Source organism: Microbulbifer sp. HZ11 (assembly GCF_000708675.1).
In the GTDB taxonomy this organism is placed as follows: Bacteria; Pseudomonadota; Gammaproteobacteria; order Pseudomonadales; family Cellvibrionaceae; genus Microbulbifer.
In genome coordinates this window covers 345024-362275 of sequence record NZ_JELR01000001.1, presented here as the reverse complement: position 1 = coordinate 362275, position 17252 = coordinate 345024, and the positions used below count along the sequence as shown (strand labels likewise).

Genomic DNA, 17252 nt, shown 5'->3' with positions numbered 1-17252 from the left:
TTAACTATTGACATCCAGCTTTTGCAGCCAACCCTGCTGTTCAAACAGCGCGCGATCCAACGCTTCGGATTCTTCGTCCATGACCTGGCGAATTTCCCGTCCGGTTTCCGGATCCCGCGCAGTGATGGTCACTATCCCCTCCAGGTCATAGCACATCTCAATTTCCACCGGGTATTTCTTGCGCGGATTTTCGATAGGGCCAAACGCAAAGTACCCCAGACTCTTTTCTTCCGCGGACTCACCCTCACCGCGTTTCTGCACCGCCTCGATGATCATGCGGGTCTGGTCGTCACGGCTGGTATAAAAGGTGGTGACTGCACTGGCGGGAACCGCAGAGTTCTGTTCGATCAATACTTTTACCATCGGCTCGCCATCACGCCCGAGCGTCCGAATTCCCAGATCATAGGAGCAGATGGACTGTAGCGCTTTTCCGCTTGAATGGCCGAAGGTCTGCTGGGCCAGAATGGCTGTGCCGTAGGCGACCGCCTGATGGGGTTGCTTGCACACCAGCTGGTCGCGTGCCTTGCCACTCGCTCGCGCGACCTTATCCAACACTAGAGGTAGCAGTGATGATCCGCCGGTAAGAAGCACGGTATCGATAAAGCTCCAATCCATACCCGAAGCCTGTAACGCCCTGTTACACACCGCCAGAGTGTCATCAACAAAATCGTCGATGAGCTGGTTGAAGCGATCTTTGGTAAGAATAAATTCCAGCGTACGACCTCCGAGAACCAGTGTTTTGTTGACACGGCCTTTACCCGGTTTGGCCAGGGTGTGTTTTGCCTCATTGGCAAAACGGCGTAGGGTTTGCAGCGACGCGGGATCGTCCGGTTTGAACCCGTGCTGACGCTCAAACTCTTCGACAATAAACCGTACGATGCGCTCGTCAATGTGCTTTCCACCAAGACGATTGCTACCCTGAGTCGACAGCGCGTAAAGCCCGTCCTCGGAAGACTGCAATACCGTGGCATCAAAAGTGCCACCACCCAGATCGTACACGAACAGGGTCTGCTCTCCGCCGACCTGATGCACTCCGTAAAAAGTGGCCGCCGCCACAGGCTCTTCAATCAACTTTACTTGGGAAATGCCTGCCATCTGCGCTGCGAGCTTGGTCGCCCGACGCTGTGCATCGTTGAAATTGGCAGGCACGGCAATCAGTACACCACCGATATCTTCATGAGCAAACGCATCGACATCCTTGAGGACTTTCTTCAACACAAGCGCCGAGAGTGCCTGTGGATACCACTCCCGTTTATCGCTATCAGTAAATACTGGCCGATTCGCCTCCATATCCAGTTTGAAAAACCGCGCGTGAGGTAATCCCGGTTCATCTTCCAGAATTTCTTCCACCGGCGTGCCTACCAGACACCCCTCCTCCCCAAGATGCACCACACTGGGTGTGCGGAATTCATTGGCATCGTGAAAATCAGGAAACAGGGTCGGCTGGCCACGGTCGTTGACGAAGGCCGCTACCGTGAATGTGGTTCCGAGGTCTATCCCCAAATGCAACAATGTATTTCTCCAAAAAGTCTTTCCGCTTTGCGGCTATTTCCATACACTCACAGCGCATGTTATTCGTATAAAAATTCAGCTAATTACTGCAAAGTGAAGTCCAATTGTGTCATCACTCCGCGCGTGCGCACTGGAACACCATCTTCAATCAGTGGCTTATATTTCCATTTGGATACCGCTCTTTTTGCTTCACGGTCAAACACACGTAAGGGGCGCGAATCCACGACCTGGACGTTTTCAACCGCACCCACCTCATTAATATCAAACGCGACGATCACAAACCCTTCAATGCCATCCCGCGCTGCCTGTATCGGATAGCGAGGCGCGATTCGAACAAGGGGTTGCAGCTTATCCATTTTTGCCTGCTCTTCTTTACGTGCCAGCGCTTCGAGGCGCTTTTGCTCCGCCATTTTTTCTGCCTCGCGGCGCCGCTGTTCTGCCGCGGCAAGCTCTGCCCGGCGCTTTTTCTCCGCCGCTTCCGCATCCCGTTTGCGCTTGGCGGCCACTACGGCTGCCTTTCTTTCCGCATCAATACGAGCGATCTCGTCGCCCATGGCCTCTGGAGCCTCGCGCCACTGTTTCTCACCCAATTTCCAGCCCCCCAGGGCGGCGGCAAAGTCGCCCCGTTGCTCGGCCAGTACTGCCTGATTCTTCGCCTCCAGTGCTGCGGATACCTGAGCAGGTGCACTCAAACTGTACTCATCCTGTACACGCTCCCAATCGTTTCGGGCTTCATCGAAGGCCGCTTGTGCCATAAGGAGCCCGGCTGCCGCATCGAAATCCTCCAATAAGGCAGAAAAACCGGAACGCACTTTCTCAAAGACCGGTTGCGCCTGATCAAAGGCCTCATCGCGCAACAACGTCTCAGCCATCGACAAATCTCCTTCCAGCTCCGTCAGGCGGTGGCCTGAGAAAATGCCCTGCTCTGTAGCCTGCTGCCAATTTTCCAATGCTCTCAACTCCGGGCTCTCGTTGCGTTTTGCATCCCGCAGATCACTGTCGAGATCACGTCGGGAAGAATCCAGACGTTGTTTCAGCACCTTGATTTCCCCCTGAATACGGGCGAGGCCGGCCTTGCGTATGGCGATCTCTTCCTTGCTCATGGGCAGCAGGCTTTTCAGGCTGTCTAACCCGATATGTCCACTGGAAGCCAGACCACCGACGCCCAACAGCGCCACCAGTAGGCCGGCAGCGATACCGATTCCTTTCCAGGGCAGGTTCAACCTGGTCCGGCCTTTGCTTTTTTCCAACGCCTGCGCAAACGCGGCCATATCATCAAAGCGCCCTTCGGGCAGTGTATCCAGTGCCTTTTCAATATCGTCGGTAAAACGCTTGCTCAAATCTTTACGAAGATCGCGTAGCGGCCGGAATCGGCCCGCAGGGACTTCACCAGCGAGCAGTTCATACAACAACACCCCCAGCGCATATTGATCGGCGCGCCCGTCAATGGCGTTACTGCCCTTCAACTGCTCCGGTGCCATGTAATAGGCAGTCCCCATGGCCGCACCGGTCTGGGTGCGCTGGCTCGCGGATTGAATGCGGGCAATACCGAAGTCCATAATCTTGTAGTCACCGTCTTCGGTGACCCAGATATTCTCAGGCTTGATATCCCGGTGAACAGTAAACTGGTGCGCGTGAACGAGTGCCTGCGCGAGTGTGACCGCCAACCCGCGGGCTTCCTCCTCGGTGAACGGCTGACGAGTGAGACTCCGCACCTCCATCAGCTGTCGTAGGTCCTGCCCCTCCAACAGCTCCATAGTCAGGAAAAAGAGGTCCCCATCCTGCTGGACGTCGAATACATTGACGATATTCGGATGGCTCAGCTTGGACGAGATGCGCGCTTCATCCAGAAAGCGCTCGCGGGCCCGCTCATTGCGAACCAATCCGGGTAATAACACTTTGAGCGCGATCTCATCCTGCCGGGTCGTATCGTACGCACGATACACCGCGCCCATGCCACCCGAGCCTATCTGCTCACGAATCTCGTAGCGGTTGGCAAGAAGCTGACCGGATTGAAGCCGAATTTGCACATTGTTCGCCGCATCAAACTGCGTGCCCGACTGCGGCAGGTCCGCCATTTTGGTCTGCGAAAGAGCGGCATTCACATGCCCGCTCTCGCTGTCCTGAGCGGTTAATTGCCCACGAGCAAGCTGCAATTGATCCAGTTGCCGCTGATACTTATTGCGCAAAACATCCGTCGGCGCCTTGGCTTGAGCCTGCTGCAATTGCACGATTTTCTGTGCGATCGCCTCCCGTATCTGATCTGCGCTGGCACTTTCATCAAGCCCCACAAGTTCAGCAACTGCGCTTTGATTCATTGTGTCGTTTTCCAATATTTTAAATTACGTTTCTGCAACCGCTGCCCTGCAAGGTGCGCGTCGAGCGGCGGGCAACCTGTGAAGCATCGTCAATTCACCGCCAGCATAGTGGGCGTACCCCTTCGAACTAAAGATCGGTCTTCGCAGTCGATCGCGTTGTAGTAAATAGATTCTGAGGGCAACAGGTAGCGCTCACCGCCGAATTGCTCATCGTTGGTCTGATATTTGAATCCGTTTTGTACAACGTGCATCAGGCGCACGTTTCGCAGGTTGGGCGCCGGAGGAAATCGCAGCGCGCTACCATAGAGACCAACGCGAATTAAATTTTCCTGTTGCGGCGATTTCTGCTCGGAAAAAGTACCGGGTTGAGTGACAGGATTTTTGTTCGGTGCGGCAGGTTTTGGCTGGGGAGCCTGCAATGGCTCTAAAGAGTCGGGCCCGAAAGGGCTATTCGTCGGAGCTGGCTCCATCGCTCCCTGCGATGCTTCTAATTGCGGGACACGAGGCTGGCATTTCGGCTTTGGCGTTTGCTCGCGAACCAGCGCCTTATGCGCCTGGAATTCACGCCAGCTGGTGCGCAAATACTTCGCAAATTCACGGTCACGGGCGGTAACAAATCCCTCAAAGGCGCCGCGCTGCTTCTGTTTCCAGCGATTGAATTCGCTGTCGCCCCAGACCAAATTGCCCGAAATACACAAAGTCAGTGCCAAAAGACACGATACGACCTGTTTCATGTGATGGGATGCGTGCTGTTTTCGTTGTTGTTACAGATGGCCAAATCGGTGCATTACACACAATCACCCAGCTCTTTATTGAACGTGTTCAATAATGCGACAAGGGTACCATTTAATGCGTGAATTGCGCAGCATAAAATGCGACGATCAGACACGAGTACGAGAAAATCACATCCAATCGATGCAGATGCTGTCATCCAGTGTGGATTTCCCGACACCAATATCCGCGACTGAACTTGCAGTAAATAAAAAACGACAAAAACAATTTCATGCGCAGTACGAATTCCTGGCCAGCGTTAATACTCTCTGAAGCATGGATCGGCAAGCTCGACCGCCTCGCCAACTCGCGCTTCGGCCAGCCTGGCCTTGCGGAAGAAGCCTGCACCTATGTCATCGATCGCCTGAGTGAGAATGACTGGTCGCGCTGCAAAACCTACTCGGGACAATCCAGGCCAGAAACCTTCGCCCAGGCACTCGCCACAAACCTGCTGAAAGAATTCCGCGTAGCCAAAGCCCAGCAGGAGCTTGAGAAAGAACTTTCTCGCTGAAAGGCGCCACCGTAAAATGTGAAAAAAATCACACAACTACAACAACATTGGTCGTACCTGCCAGGAACCTCAAATATGCCCAGCAAGGAATTCAGCTCCACTCGCAACGAACTTGAACAGCAGCTTGCCCAGGCACGCGCCGAAGCGGAAAAAGCCCGTCAGGCTGCGCAGGACGCCGAACTGGATAAACAGAAGGCGGAAGGCGAAGCCTCCCTCGCCAAAGATCAGGCGACACAGGGCCAGGAAGCGTTGAATGTGGCCCAGCAACAGGCCCAGGCAGCGACCGAGTCCATGAGCCAGGCCGCCAGCGGTGCGCAGCAATCGAGCTCCTCCGCCAGCGATGCTCAACAGCAGGCCAACCAGGCCGCGCAGGCCGCCGCCGAAGCGCAGCGCGAAGCCGCCGAGGCCCGCCAGGCATCGGACACCGCTGACTCGGAAGCCCAGGCCGCCCGCTCTGCCAGTTCCGATGCTGCCGCAAATCAAAGTGAAGCGGCACAGATGGCCAGTACCGCCGGCTCCGCAGCGAGCAGCGCAGAACAACAGGCCAGCGCCGCCGGGGCTTCCGCCAGCGATGCACAGACCCAGGCCTCCCAGGCAAACGCCGCAGCGACCGATGCCCAGAACCAGGCCTCCCAGGCGGGGCAATCCGCCGCAGACGCGCAAAACCAGGCTGGCGCGGCGAATAGCTCCGCCCAGGACGCGCAGGCGCAGGCCACAGACGCCGGCACCGCGGCCGGCGAGGCACACACCCAGGCCGGAGATGCTGGCCAGTCCGCCGACACCGCGAGAACCGGTGCCGATCAGGCCACAACCGCCGCAACCGATGCCCAGACTCAGGCCGACAGCGCCACGAACGCCGCCAACCGATCAACTCAGGAAGCCGAGCGCGCGGCGGAAGCATCGGAAACCGCCAGTACCCTGCGCGACCAGGCACAGAGCGCCGCTGACGTGGCCCAGGAGAGCGAAACCCGCGCGGCGGACGCCGCAGTGAGCAGTGAAGAACAGCAGCTGGCCGCGCAAAAAGCGGCGGAACTGGCCCAGCAGCAGGCCCAGGCGATTGCCGAAGAGGCGGAGAGTGCAAAAGAAGCCCGCACAACCGCCGATAGCGAAGCGGAAGAAGCCGACGAGGCCCAGCAGACCGCCAGCGCGGCCGCCGAACAGGCGGAGTCTGCGGCACAACAAGCCGACAGCGACGCCAGCCAGGCCGCTGGTGCCGCAAGCCAGGCGCAGTCTTCCGCCTCACAGGCACAGTCGGAAGCCTCACAGGCATCTGCTGCCGCATCCGAAGCCCAGTCCGAGGCGAGCCAGGCGGCGTCCGCTTCGTCCGCCGCCGCCAGTGCCGCCTATCAGGCGCACAGCAGTGCGGAACAGACCGACGAGGCACTGCGCCGTGCACAGGACTACCTGGCCCGCGCAGAACAGCAACTGCAACAGGCAGAGGCGGCGCGACAGGAAGCCGAGTCCCTGCGCGACGACGCCCGCTCGACCTCTGAACAACTGGCAAACCTGCTGTCGGATATGGAGCAGCAGGCCATCGCCGCGGTGGACAAAACCGAAGGCGAAGCACTGGATGCAAAGAATGCGGCCACCGACGCGTGGAAACACAATGAAAAAGCCATGGACGCAATGATCGACGCGCAAAAGCATATGGACACCGCCGAGCGCTATGCCGGCGAGGCGCAAAACGGCGCGCAACAGATCGTGGGATTTGTGGACACCGCGCGGGACACCCTGAGCACTGCCAACGACGCCGCCGGCGATGCCCGCGAAGCGGCATCCGATGCGCGCTCGGCAGCCAACAGCATTTAATGCGGTCAACGAACTAGGACACTGTCATGGATTCCACAACCAAAGACCGCAGCGAACTGGAAGCCGCACTGGCGCGGGCTCGCGCGGAAGCCGAACAGGCCCGCCAGGCTGCCCAGCAGGCACAGGCCGACAAACAGGCCGCGGAAATCGAAGCAGGTATTGCCCAGCAGCAGGCCGCGGCCAGCCGCGAAGCCCTGCAACAGGCCCGCAGCACGGCTCAGTCGGCTACCGAATCTGCCACCCGCTCAAGCCAGCAGGCGCAACAGGCACAGAGCAGCGCCAATACCGCCCAGCAACAGTCACAGCAATCCCAGCAGGCAACCAGCGAAGCACAGCGACACGCGGCCAAGGCCGGAAGCGCCTCAGATACCGCAGAGCGCGAAGCACAAGATGCCGGCCGTGCCTCCCGCCAGGCAGAAAACGCATCGCAAGAGGCAAGCCGCGCTGCCACGGCCGCCAATGCCGCTGCCAGCCAGGCGCAACAATCCAGTGGTGCCGCGCAAAGCGCGGCCAGCAACGCACAGGCCCAGGCCGGCAACTCCGCCAGTGCCGCCAGCAGCGCTCAGGGCAGTGCCCAGACCGCCGGTAGTGCGGCAAGCGATGCGCAGTCCCAAAGCAGCATTGCCAATGCCTCCGCGCAGGAAGCCCAGTCCGCCGCATCCGCGGCCGGCAGCGCCAGTGAGCAGGCGCGCGACCACGCCGGCAAGGCTGGCCAGGCTGCCGATGCTGCACGCTCGCAGGCCAACGACGCGTCCCAGGCCGCCGGTACCGCCGCGGACCAAGCCGGCGATGCCGGGACCGCTGCCGCCAGCGCGCAAACCGGTGCAGATACCGCGACCGATTCCGCCGGACGCGCACAGCAGCAGGCCGAAAACGCCGGTGATGCCACCAGTGCCGCGGGAGATAACGCAAACACCGCAAATTCCTCGGCGGAATCCGCTGACACGCAAAAGTCTGCCGCGGAGCGTGCTGCCGACGCTGCCCGTGATCAGCAGCAGAGCACAGACAATCTCGCCGCCGAGGCCGCGCGTCTGCGTGCAGAAACCGAACAACAGGCCAACCTTGCACAACAGGCCAGCGAACAGGCACAGCAACAGGCGGAAACCGCCGAGAGCAACAGCCAGTCCGCGGAAGACGCCAACGCCAAGGCCAACGCGGCTTCCTCGCACGCGGGCAGCGCGGCGAACGAAGCCGCGTCTGCAACCGCCCAGGCCACCGCTGCGGTGGGGCGCGCCCAGAGCGAAGTCTCTTCCGCACAGACCGCGTCCGCCAATGCGCAAACCGCTATGCAGTCTGCCGAGCGTTTCGACGATGCCGCGCAGCGGGCGCACGCCACAGCAGACGTCCACGCCAGTGAAGTCGACAAATTACTCGCGCAGATCCAGCGGCTGTCCCAGGATACCCAACAGACACGGGACGACACCGACGGCCTCAAGTCCGACATCCAGGATCTGCTGAGTTACGCCGAGGACGCCGCGCAGGAAAGTCGCAGCCGCTTCAACGAGCTGCTCAAAGAAGCCATGGATGCTAAGAATCGCGCACTGGATGCAAACCTGGATGCGTTCAACGCCCAGGTCACCGCCGAGGCCAACCGCGACAAAGCTCAGGAGCACGCCGACGCGGCCAAGGTTTCCGCGGAACAGACCGCTCAGCATCACGGCGATGCCAGCAATGGACTGGGCCAGTGCCAGCGGATGACATCCAGCTGCACCGCGGAAAAAAGTGATGCCCAATCCAGTCGCGACGAGGCCGAAGACTGGGCGCGGGTAGCGGAACAGCGCAAGCGCGAGAAACTGGATAAAGCGAACAGCACACCCAATGGTTGGGCGAATATCTGATATGCCAAGAACAGCAACCGCAAAACCATTCCTGATAAGCCTGACCGTCGCCAACTCACCCTCTACCCGGAGCGTGTCAACGGCCAACGACTGCCCCTCCAGGTACCTGCGGCCGCCGAATACCGCTGGCAGATAAAAACCGGGAACCCCGGCTATCTGCATCTGCTGGGCGTGTATCAAAATGGTGAGGTGGATATATTGCGACAGGACCTGACCATGCGCCGGGCAAACGCCATCACCATCCCGGAAAGCGGCGGTGTGTGGGAGGCGGGGCTGATTGCACCGGACACCCCCACAACGGATTCCTACATTGCACTGGTCACCGATGTGCCACTGACCGAGACGGCGCTGGGGCAGCTGTTAAATGGATCAAGCGTCCACCAGCATTTCGAGTTGGGCCCGACAATCACTGACGATCTTGCTTACGTTGCCCTGCAGTTTCTGCGCGGGTAGCTGTTGCCGTTGCCACTGATTGATCAGCGTATCGATATTCGCCAGGCGCTGGCGGGACTGATGGGATTGCTTTTCGCTGGTCTGGCGCTCGCGCTGTTGCCAGTCTTGCAAGGTGCGGTCCAGCACCAGTTGCCATTGTTTTTTGATGCGCTCGAGAAAATCGCCGATGCGCGATTGCTTCTCACGGGTCAGTTCCCCCAATAGCCGGCGGCTGCTGCCGAGAACTTCCTCGCGCACGCGGCTGACCTCTTTCTCAAGGCGCTCCTCGTCCTCCCGCTTCCAGCCGTAATAGGTGAAAACAAAAGCACCGACAAACACAAAGAAAATAATGACGCCGATCAGTGGGTTATCCCGCAGATTGATACCCATCATCGCCAGCAGCGAAACACTCATCAGAATGACGAAGGCCGCGCGGCGCGCTTCCCCCAAACGCTGAAAAAAGCCGCGCTTGGGCATCTCGCCCTGGTAGCGCATCTCCAGATTCACCGAGCTGGCGAGATCATCAATCAGGCCATCGCGATTGAGCGGATCGAACTCCAGCACCGGCTCCACGCCGGTCTTGCTTTTGAATTCATTGGACAGGGAGCGCTTGAGGGAATCCAGTTCGCTATTGAGCATTTCCGCATCGCGTTTAACCCCGTTTTTCAAGGCGTCGCGCAGAAAACGGGTAAGGGATTCCTGATACTTGTTGCTGAGAGATAGCTTGATCGATTTGTACCCCTTCTCCATCGCCAGATCGTCGATGTGCATGGAGTCGATAAACTGCTTCAACTGCTGACCGGCGTTGCCGGTGCCAGTGTCGTTGCGACGGGCCTTTTCCTGCAGGGATTTATTGATGTCACTCACCCCATCCCCGAGGTGGTTGCGCAGCTGACTGGCGAAACCCATGTCATTGCCCAATGCAGCGCTGGTCTGGGTTTTGCGCGCTTCGCGCTTTTTGCGGCTCTCCAGCTGACGCAGCTCCTGAGACAGCCGCTCGTTGACCGCCTCGACCGCAGTCTCCGCCTTGCGACCGAGCAGCAGCAGTTGCAAGGTCTGGCGCAGCGCATTTTCCGGGCTGGTAAGGAACCCGGGCAGTTCGGCCTCAACATGGGTGGTAATCAGCTTGGGTGGCAGGTTGATCTTGGGGCGTGCCACCTGCTGCCACCAGCCGTTCTCCGGAATACTCACCTCTTCCGCAAGCTCATCCACGGGCAGCAACGGCCAGAAGCCTTCCATCTCCGCCATCAGATCATTGATCACACCGCGCTCGATTTCCGACAAAGCGTAGTGCGGATGCCCTGCCACCATCAGAATATTGGTCTCGCGCAGAATGCGTGTCAGTAATGCGGGCGACTCCTGCACAAATTTTGTGCTGTCCGGCAACAGCAGGTTGAGGTTCTTCAGGTCGTTTACCCGCTCCGTCACCAGTGTAAGTTCCTGGCCACTGCTGTCCGTCATGCCGGACGGATCGCCCACCACCTGTACCAGCTCCTCCCAGGTATCGAACTCCTGACGCGAGCCACTGCTGTTTTCAACCGCGTAGCCCTTGTCCTTCAGCTGCACTTCCAACAGGCCGATCTGCCCGGAAATCTGCAGTGAGAAAACCGCAAACTGGTGGCCGTACAGCCACTTCAGCACCCGCTCCCGACTGGGCTTGTCCAGGCACAGCAGCGTGACGGAAAACGGCCGACGATCCAGAGATTGAATCAGGCTACCGAAGTGCTCGGCCAGCGGCATTTCCGCCTGGCCCTGTTCCAGGGTGGCGGCAAGATTGCGGGCATCGGATACGGTCTGGCGGAAGTGGTTTTCGATTTGCTGGGTGCGGGCCATTGCTACGTCTCGAACTTATTGTGGCCGCCGATGAAGCGGCACGATTTATTCACGAAGAATCATCTACGGAGAGGGACCAGCAGCCATTTTAAACAGAACTCGATGAAATTTGTGATTCCTCGCACAGAAATAGCCCCTTGGAGCCATGCCCTGTGGTAGACCCGACAGCCACCGGGAATCCATCGCGGTAAATACGGTCAGTCATCTATCAGTGCTATGATCATCGGCGCTGCTGTCCAGGTCGTTTTATAAACAGAACAAATTAGCAGCGGCGCGATCGTGCAGAGAGACAGAACCACGGCTCACCCAGCCGAACATTCGCAATACCTCAAGGAGTACGAAGACTTATGCTGAATGCCACCCGCCAACCGTGGATCCGACTGCCCCTGTTGCCCCGATTTCTTATACCCCTGGTCATGGCCACGCTCGGCCTGATCTGGCCGCCGGCTTCCCTGGCCGCAGAAAGCGCCCCTGCGGTAAAACCCCAGGATGCCCGCTTGAGCGATATGGACTACCCCTACCCGGTCGAGACCTTTGCGTTCCGCGACCAGCAGCAGCCACTGGAAATGGTCTATATGGACGTACCGCCGGCAGCGGACGCCAATGGCAAAACCGTTGTGTTACTGCACGGCAAGAATTTCTCCGGCGCCTACTGGCAGAGCACCATCGATGCCCTCAGCAGACAGGGCTATCGGGTTATCGCGCCGGATCAGATTGGCTTTGGCAAATCCAGTAAGCCGGAGGGCTTCCAGTTCACCTTTCAGGCGCTGGCGGACAGCACCAAAGCACTGTTGGACAAGCTCGACGTTTCCCGCGCCACCGTCGCCGGCCATTCCATGGGCGGGATGCTCGCTACCCGCTTTGCCCTGATGTACCCGGAAACCGTCAAAAAGCTGGTGCTGATCAACCCCATCGGCCTGGAAGACTGGAAGCGGTTCACCCCCTATCAGCCCGTCGAGCAGGCCATTGCCCAGGAAAAACAGCAGACCCCGGAGAAGGTGAAAAGCTATATGACCGCCGCCTACTTTGACGGTAAATGGAAAGCGGCCTACGACCCGCTCCTGGCTATTCAGGCCGGCTGGACCATTGGTCCGGACGCAGACAAGATTGCGGAAATTGACGCGCGCACATCCGATATGGTGTTCACCCAACCGGTGCTGTACGAATTCGGCGACCTGAAGGCCCCCACCCTGCTGATTATCGGCACCCGCGATCGCACCGCCATTGGCCGCAATCGCGCGCCGGAGTCCACCCGCGCCGATCTCGGCCGTTACGACAGACTCGGTAAAGTAACCGCAGAAGCCATCCCCAATGCGCAATTGGTGGAGCTGGACGGCATCGGTCACGTACCGCAGTTTGAAGACTTTGACCGCTATATGGCGGCACTGACCGAATTTCTGAAAGCCCCCGGCAAGCAGTAAGCGCGGTTTAAAAGTCCGGGCGGTAAAACCCGGTGTGCCCGGACTTTAAACAATAAAAGGAAGCGATCGAATACTAGGGCGATCGCGTTCCGCAAAATTCCTGCTCGCACCGGTTTTCGTAACAGTTCACCAAGGCGTCCCGTGTACAGAGAAAACTCTCGGCCACGGCGCTCCGCTTACACTCCGCATCCGGGCTCCAGCGAATCTCCGCCTTGTAGCTGCTCCCGCAGAACTCGGCCGCCTGATTACGCAAATTGGTTTCCGCCAGGTCAATGGCCACGGATCGCTGATAGTAGCTGCTGGAACTTCCGCTGAGCGGGTAATCGCGCCCCGCACCCACATAGGCATTTTCGCTATTTTCTTCGGCTCCCATGGGCTCTGCTTCCTTGGCAGCGGCGACGAGTGCAGGGCTCGCCGTGTCGGGCCTATACTGCACTTTCTTTCCCACTTCCGATTCCGAACCCGATTCCGCAGATTTTCGCTCCTCGTTCGGTTTACCAAACGCCGGACGGGGCGCAGATTGTGCACGGTCGACCATGGCACTGATCTGGCGAGACTGCTGTAACACCTGCGCGTTGCGGTTGCTGATGGCACTGAATGTCGACTGCCAGGTAGCCTGACTAAAGGCTTCCGCGCGCTGCTTCGAAGCCGCCGCCCGCGCTTCTGCCTTTTCAATATTCGCCAGGTCGTGGTAGGCACTTTCGATTCCCTCCGCAGCCTCATCGATCCATTTCACCGCCTGCGGCACCACCTCCTGCGGCGGTATCATCTTGCGGCGAAGGGAACCGCTGGACTGGGCCCACAGCGCGCTCTCACGCTGCTGCAACTGCGCATATTGAGACTGGTAAGTATTCAGGTCGTACCGCGCCAGTGCATCGCTCCGGCATTCCACATATTCCCGGTTCAGGCGGATACGCTGTTCCACATACATTGGTGCCAATCGCTTATAGCGTTGACGGGACGACTGGAAATCTTTCGGACAACCCTGGGACACGGCAAAAGCATCGAACAGGAGCGGTTCGACCTCTTCGCGCCAGAAGCGGCGATAGCGCGCATCTCCCTCACGGGCATCCGCCAGGGCGGCCCTGTTTTTCAGGTAATAATCGGTAAATGCCTGCTGTTGCTCCCGGGCACGCTCGCCTACTTCCACGGTCAACGTCGCCGTACCGGCAGAGCGCGTGCGCGCCGCAGCTGCCGTGTTCAGAAAGTACAGGCCACCCAACGAGCGGGCTTCCATCCGGCGTTTTACACTGGATGTGAGAAAGTTCAGGTCTCGCATTTCCAGTTCTTCGATCTCGCGCTGGGCAAAGCAGGCGTAGCAATACTGCCAGTCGGTAACCACGGCACCCTTATACGGACTTGCGGGCATTTGTGCGGGCAGTCCAAGGTCTTTCTGCTCACTGATATAGGCACCCTGCTGGATAAGCGTCTCTGCACTTACATATTTCAGAGGGATTACCACATATCGGTACAGCGGAATCGCCTGCGGTCCCTTTTTCATTTCCAGCCATGCCACCACCATCGGTGTTTTTGCGGACACCAGTTCGTCGGTGCTGCGCAAGCGCTTCACATTGGTAAACTCTGTTGTCGCATACGTGGCCACCAGCACCGATCTGTCCGAGCGGAACTCGGCGTCAGAATCCTTGTGCCAGTCTGCCGCCCATTGATCGATGCGCGGCTTCTCACTGTGGTATGCCTCAGAAACCACCTGACGTGCCGGCGTACTACACCCGGCCACAAGGACTGTCACGATATTGAGAATCAGAACGCCGAGGCAGGCATGCCGGCGAGAAAGGCGAGCAGAGGTATTTGACGAAGGCATTTACTGTGTCTTTGAGTCCGTTAGGTTTGGTTCAAAGACTACATCAGGGTTGATAGACGACACAATTTTCGGCGGCTGACACCGGTAGTGAATTGCTGAGCTACCAGTTCAACTTGATCCGAAGGGGTGCGGTATCATCGGTCAGGCCGCACATCTCTTCATAGGGCGTCTGCTGCTCCAGCCACACATCGTCCAGGCTTTTCCAGGCAAAGTGGTCCCGAATCTCTTCGAGGCAGTGAAACTTTTGTGGTGCGTTGTGGCGATCGGTAAGAAGGTGGGAACCAGATTCATCTACCGTCTTTACGATATAAAATTGTCCTTCCAGCGAAAGTATCTGTAGGTCCATATTGCCTCCTACCGCGCTCAGCCAAAATACACGGGGCGCACCTTCAGCTTAAGGTGCCTTGGCCGCAAACGGAAATTTACCGGGCACCAAGCCACTTTCATACCGATACGGAACGGCCGGCAAACACCGCCGCAGCGGCCCGTTTGCCGCCCGCTTCCACCCGCGCTGCTCCCACCAGCTCATTCCAGCGCGCCTTCAATACCCGGTAGTAACTGGCCGCATGGATATCACCAAACGCCTTGAGCGACCAGGCGTCTTTTACCTGAACCAGTGCGGTGTGCCCTCTCGCCATCACTCCCCAATCCATCGCAAAGGCCCGCGGCGCGGCAGGGTCGGCGCGGAATGCTTTCAGCGCCCTGTGCACCACGCGCATATCGATGGAAGGCCCCGCTGGGCCGGCGTACTGGCCGCCCCCAACAATCACTCCGTCCACTACGTATAGGCGGAATTCACACAGCCACTCCACCACCTCGGAGGCGTACACATCCAGCGCAGGCGGCGCATAGTGCAGTGCATTGTTGTCGCAATCCGGCGAATAGACGTTGCCCGGCACCAGCCCCCAGGCCATCGATTTGGCAAACGCCATTTCCCCACGCTGAACCCGGTTGAGCAGATTTTCTACGGTGGTCGGCCATACGGCCCGGCGGAGATAGGGTCTTAGGGAGGCGGGATAGGGATCCAGAGAGGGCGGCGCCGCACCAAGGGTTTTCAATGCATCCTTGACCGCACCAACACAGCCTACCACCAGCTGCGCATACTTCAGGGAGAGCTTGCCACTGCAAATATCGAACGGCTCGAACACCTGGGTAGGTATCCGGTTGGCTGTGCAGTATTCCATGATGAGCTTGGACTCTACATCGAAACAACCGTCCAGGCCCTTTTCGACGAAAACGGCCATCTGCAATCCTGTGATTCTTTTTATCGAAGAACAAGTGTAGGCAGAGATTTGGTGTTGTGGGAAAAAAGCTGGGACCCAATGAAGCTTTGCGCGCCAAACTGACAGCTAGGCTGTTCAATATATTTCGCCGTGCCACCACACCTAGCACGTTTCACGGTTACCGATAACAGGACTCTGATCGCTTTATCAAATCCCTACGCCTTATGCTCGAGACTCTGAACGATCGTACCTGAACTCTCGATTCAATTTTCGACGCGACAGAGATAAAATTAGGCTTTAGAAAATCATTACGGGATGAAAGCATGCCTCTTAACCCGGCAATAAAGCACACCGTGGCGAAGAAGCTCGAAGAGTACGAAGGCCGTTACAACCATCTTTATTTAGATACGGTTGGCAAAGTCACCGTAGGCATAGGACACCTGATTCCAGACCGCCATGCCATAACAACAATCCCAATGTACAACACACAAAACGGGATCGCGACGACTCCAGCCACCACCGCTGAAAAGCAGCAAGAGTTTGATCACATATCAAAACAGAAGCGGAACTTTCGCGCCAAATGGTACAAACAGTATTGCAAACTCATCATGAAAGACAGTGACATAGAGATTCAGCGGGATCGGCATATCAGCAGTTTCTACATCGAGTTAAGCACGCTCTACAGCACTGCAAATGGCTACGCAAAAAACTTCGACAGTTTTCCGGATAAAGTTCAGTTAGCATTGTTCGACATGATATTTAACATTGGGGCTACCAAACTGAAAAAACAGTTCATAAAGTTCAACAAGGCCATACAGAACGAAAACTGGCTGGCCGCGAGTACCGAGAGCCACCGCCCTCAGGTCAGCCCCAGCAGGAACGCATACGTTCAGAATCTCCTTAAGTCTGCCCACCAAACTGCGGTTTCAGCACAGCCCTGAGGACGACATCATGCGATCATTATTAACTCTCTTTTCGGTAATGATTATTTCCGCCTGTACCGAAAAGTCCGGCAACCCGCATATTGAAAAAGCTATTTATTCTGACAACTTCGCAGGACTCGTCGAGGTCGGAAAAAACTACAACGAGAGCAAATTCGACTACGAACTGGACACAAAAAATGGATCAACGATCCAATTTCAGACCTGCGGGGACATCAAGCAGACCAAGGCAAGCGAGATCCGGGAAGATCAGTTCTCACTATTCACCATGTTGAACGTGAACTGCGAGGCATTAAAGCTTTACTTCTCTGCAGGTAACTCCCGAAAGTCATTCTTCCCCCCCGTGCTTACCAGTGAGCTTATTCAGCAACTACCTGCAAACGCCACCCCGGATCTAGGAGGTGACCCATCGCCAGTATCAAATCAAGAAATAGCACAGGCTTTCCCCAACTCTGAAATAGTCGAAATAAGCCCAACAGTGGTCCAAAGTAACCTTGCTGGCCTTGATATTGACTATACCCTTCTGGCCAGAGGTGACCTGGATGGCGACGGCACGGAAGACTTGATAGTGCGTATGGATTGGAACAATCCCAATGCATTTGGCAATGGTTACGAAATGCTGCTAATTGGGGCAAACGAGCTGCGCACCAGACTGCTAAAGAGCCCTACCCACTGAATAGACTCAAACCGCCCAACCAACCCATTTGCGCCAGAAAGAACTACTGTTAAGGCGCTGAGGACAACAACTAGTGATAAGGACAAGCCCATCGGGCAGTTTGACACTAAATCTGCGGGTAACAAAGGTGCAAGATAGGCAACCC

14 protein-coding genes are annotated in these 17252 nt (G+C 57.6%); 7 read left to right on the top strand and 7 right to left on the bottom strand.

Features of this window, described 5'->3' with window-relative positions:
* The 3 genes from AU11_RS01580 to AU11_RS01570 all read right to left on the bottom strand — a co-directional run bounded on the left by AU11_RS01580 (position 1) and on the right by AU11_RS01570 (position 4564).
* Entirely contained in the window at positions 1-1509 is a 1509-nt protein-coding gene (locus AU11_RS01580) for an Hsp70 family protein (RefSeq protein WP_156035085.1), read from the bottom strand.
* 86 nt (positions 1510-1595) lie between these two features.
* Complete coding sequence (locus tag AU11_RS17610) at positions 1596-3830, bottom strand: TonB family protein (protein WP_051686855.1); 2235 nt, start codon at positions 3828-3830, stop codon at positions 1596-1598.
* An 89-nt stretch (positions 3831-3919) separates the two neighbouring features.
* Positions 3920-4564: a hypothetical protein gene (locus AU11_RS01570; protein WP_043315933.1), complete on the bottom strand. Its 645-nt coding sequence runs from the start codon at positions 4562-4564 to the stop codon at positions 3920-3922.
* A gap of 269 nt (positions 4565-4833) precedes the next feature.
* Between AU11_RS01570 and AU11_RS01565 the strand changes: the two genes are divergently transcribed.
* The 4 genes from AU11_RS01565 to AU11_RS18210 all read left to right on the top strand — a co-directional run bounded on the left by AU11_RS01565 (position 4834) and on the right by AU11_RS18210 (position 9212).
* Positions 4834-5112 (top strand): hypothetical protein, encoded by a 279-nt coding sequence (locus tag AU11_RS01565; protein WP_043315932.1) that lies wholly within the window; start codon positions 4834-4836, stop codon positions 5110-5112.
* A gap of 75 nt (positions 5113-5187) precedes the next feature.
* A complete protein-coding gene (locus tag AU11_RS01560) occupies positions 5188-6921 on the top strand; it encodes a hypothetical protein (protein WP_043315930.1) in 1734 nt (577 codons plus the stop codon).
* 26 nt (positions 6922-6947) lie between these two features.
* Positions 6948-8759, top strand: coding sequence for a hypothetical protein (locus AU11_RS01555; RefSeq protein WP_043315928.1), 1812 nt, complete (start codon positions 6948-6950; stop codon positions 8757-8759).
* A 189-nt stretch (positions 8760-8948) separates the two neighbouring features.
* Positions 8949-9212, top strand: coding sequence for a hypothetical protein (locus AU11_RS18210; protein ID WP_156035083.1), 264 nt, complete (start codon positions 8949-8951; stop codon positions 9210-9212).
* Here the strand turns inward: AU11_RS18210 and AU11_RS01550 are convergent.
* Positions 9129-11024, bottom strand: a complete 1896-nt coding sequence (locus AU11_RS01550; protein ID WP_043315926.1) for a hypothetical protein — start codon at positions 11022-11024, stop codon at positions 9129-9131. The genes AU11_RS18210 and AU11_RS01550 overlap by 84 nt on opposite strands.
* Before the next feature lie 347 nt (positions 11025-11371).
* Between AU11_RS01550 and AU11_RS01545 the strand changes: the two genes are divergently transcribed.
* Positions 11372-12445 carry an alpha/beta fold hydrolase gene (locus AU11_RS01545; protein ID WP_231491411.1) on the top strand — a complete coding sequence of 358 codons (1074 nt, stop codon included), beginning with the start codon at positions 11372-11374 and terminating at the stop codon, positions 12443-12445.
* 73 nt (positions 12446-12518) lie between these two features.
* On the opposite strand, the gene AU11_RS01540 is transcribed toward AU11_RS01545, so the two are convergent.
* From AU11_RS01540 to AU11_RS01530, 3 genes are all read right to left on the bottom strand, one after another.
* On the bottom strand, positions 12519-14267 hold the full coding sequence (locus tag AU11_RS01540; protein WP_156035081.1) for a hypothetical protein: 1749 nt from the start codon (positions 14265-14267) through the stop codon (positions 12519-12521).
* A gap of 100 nt (positions 14268-14367) precedes the next feature.
* Complete coding sequence (locus tag AU11_RS01535) at positions 14368-14613, bottom strand: DUF6482 family protein (RefSeq protein WP_043315923.1); 246 nt, start codon at positions 14611-14613, stop codon at positions 14368-14370.
* Positions 14614-14710: 97 nt separating this feature from the next.
* Positions 14711-15511: an ATP-grasp domain-containing protein gene (locus AU11_RS01530; RefSeq protein WP_043315921.1), complete on the bottom strand. Its 801-nt coding sequence runs from the start codon at positions 15509-15511 to the stop codon at positions 14711-14713.
* A 302-nt stretch (positions 15512-15813) separates the two neighbouring features.
* Here AU11_RS01530 and AU11_RS01525 point away from each other — a divergent pair, with 302 nt between their 5' ends.
* Together AU11_RS01525 and AU11_RS01520 are read left to right on the top strand one after the other, a co-directional pair.
* A complete protein-coding gene (locus tag AU11_RS01525; protein WP_043315919.1) occupies positions 15814-16431 on the top strand; it encodes a hypothetical protein in 618 nt (205 codons plus the stop codon).
* Between the two features lie 10 nt (positions 16432-16441).
* Positions 16442-17107, top strand: coding sequence for a hypothetical protein (locus AU11_RS01520; protein ID WP_043315917.1), 666 nt, complete (start codon positions 16442-16444; stop codon positions 17105-17107).
* The last annotated feature ends 145 nt before the right edge of the window (positions 17108-17252 follow it).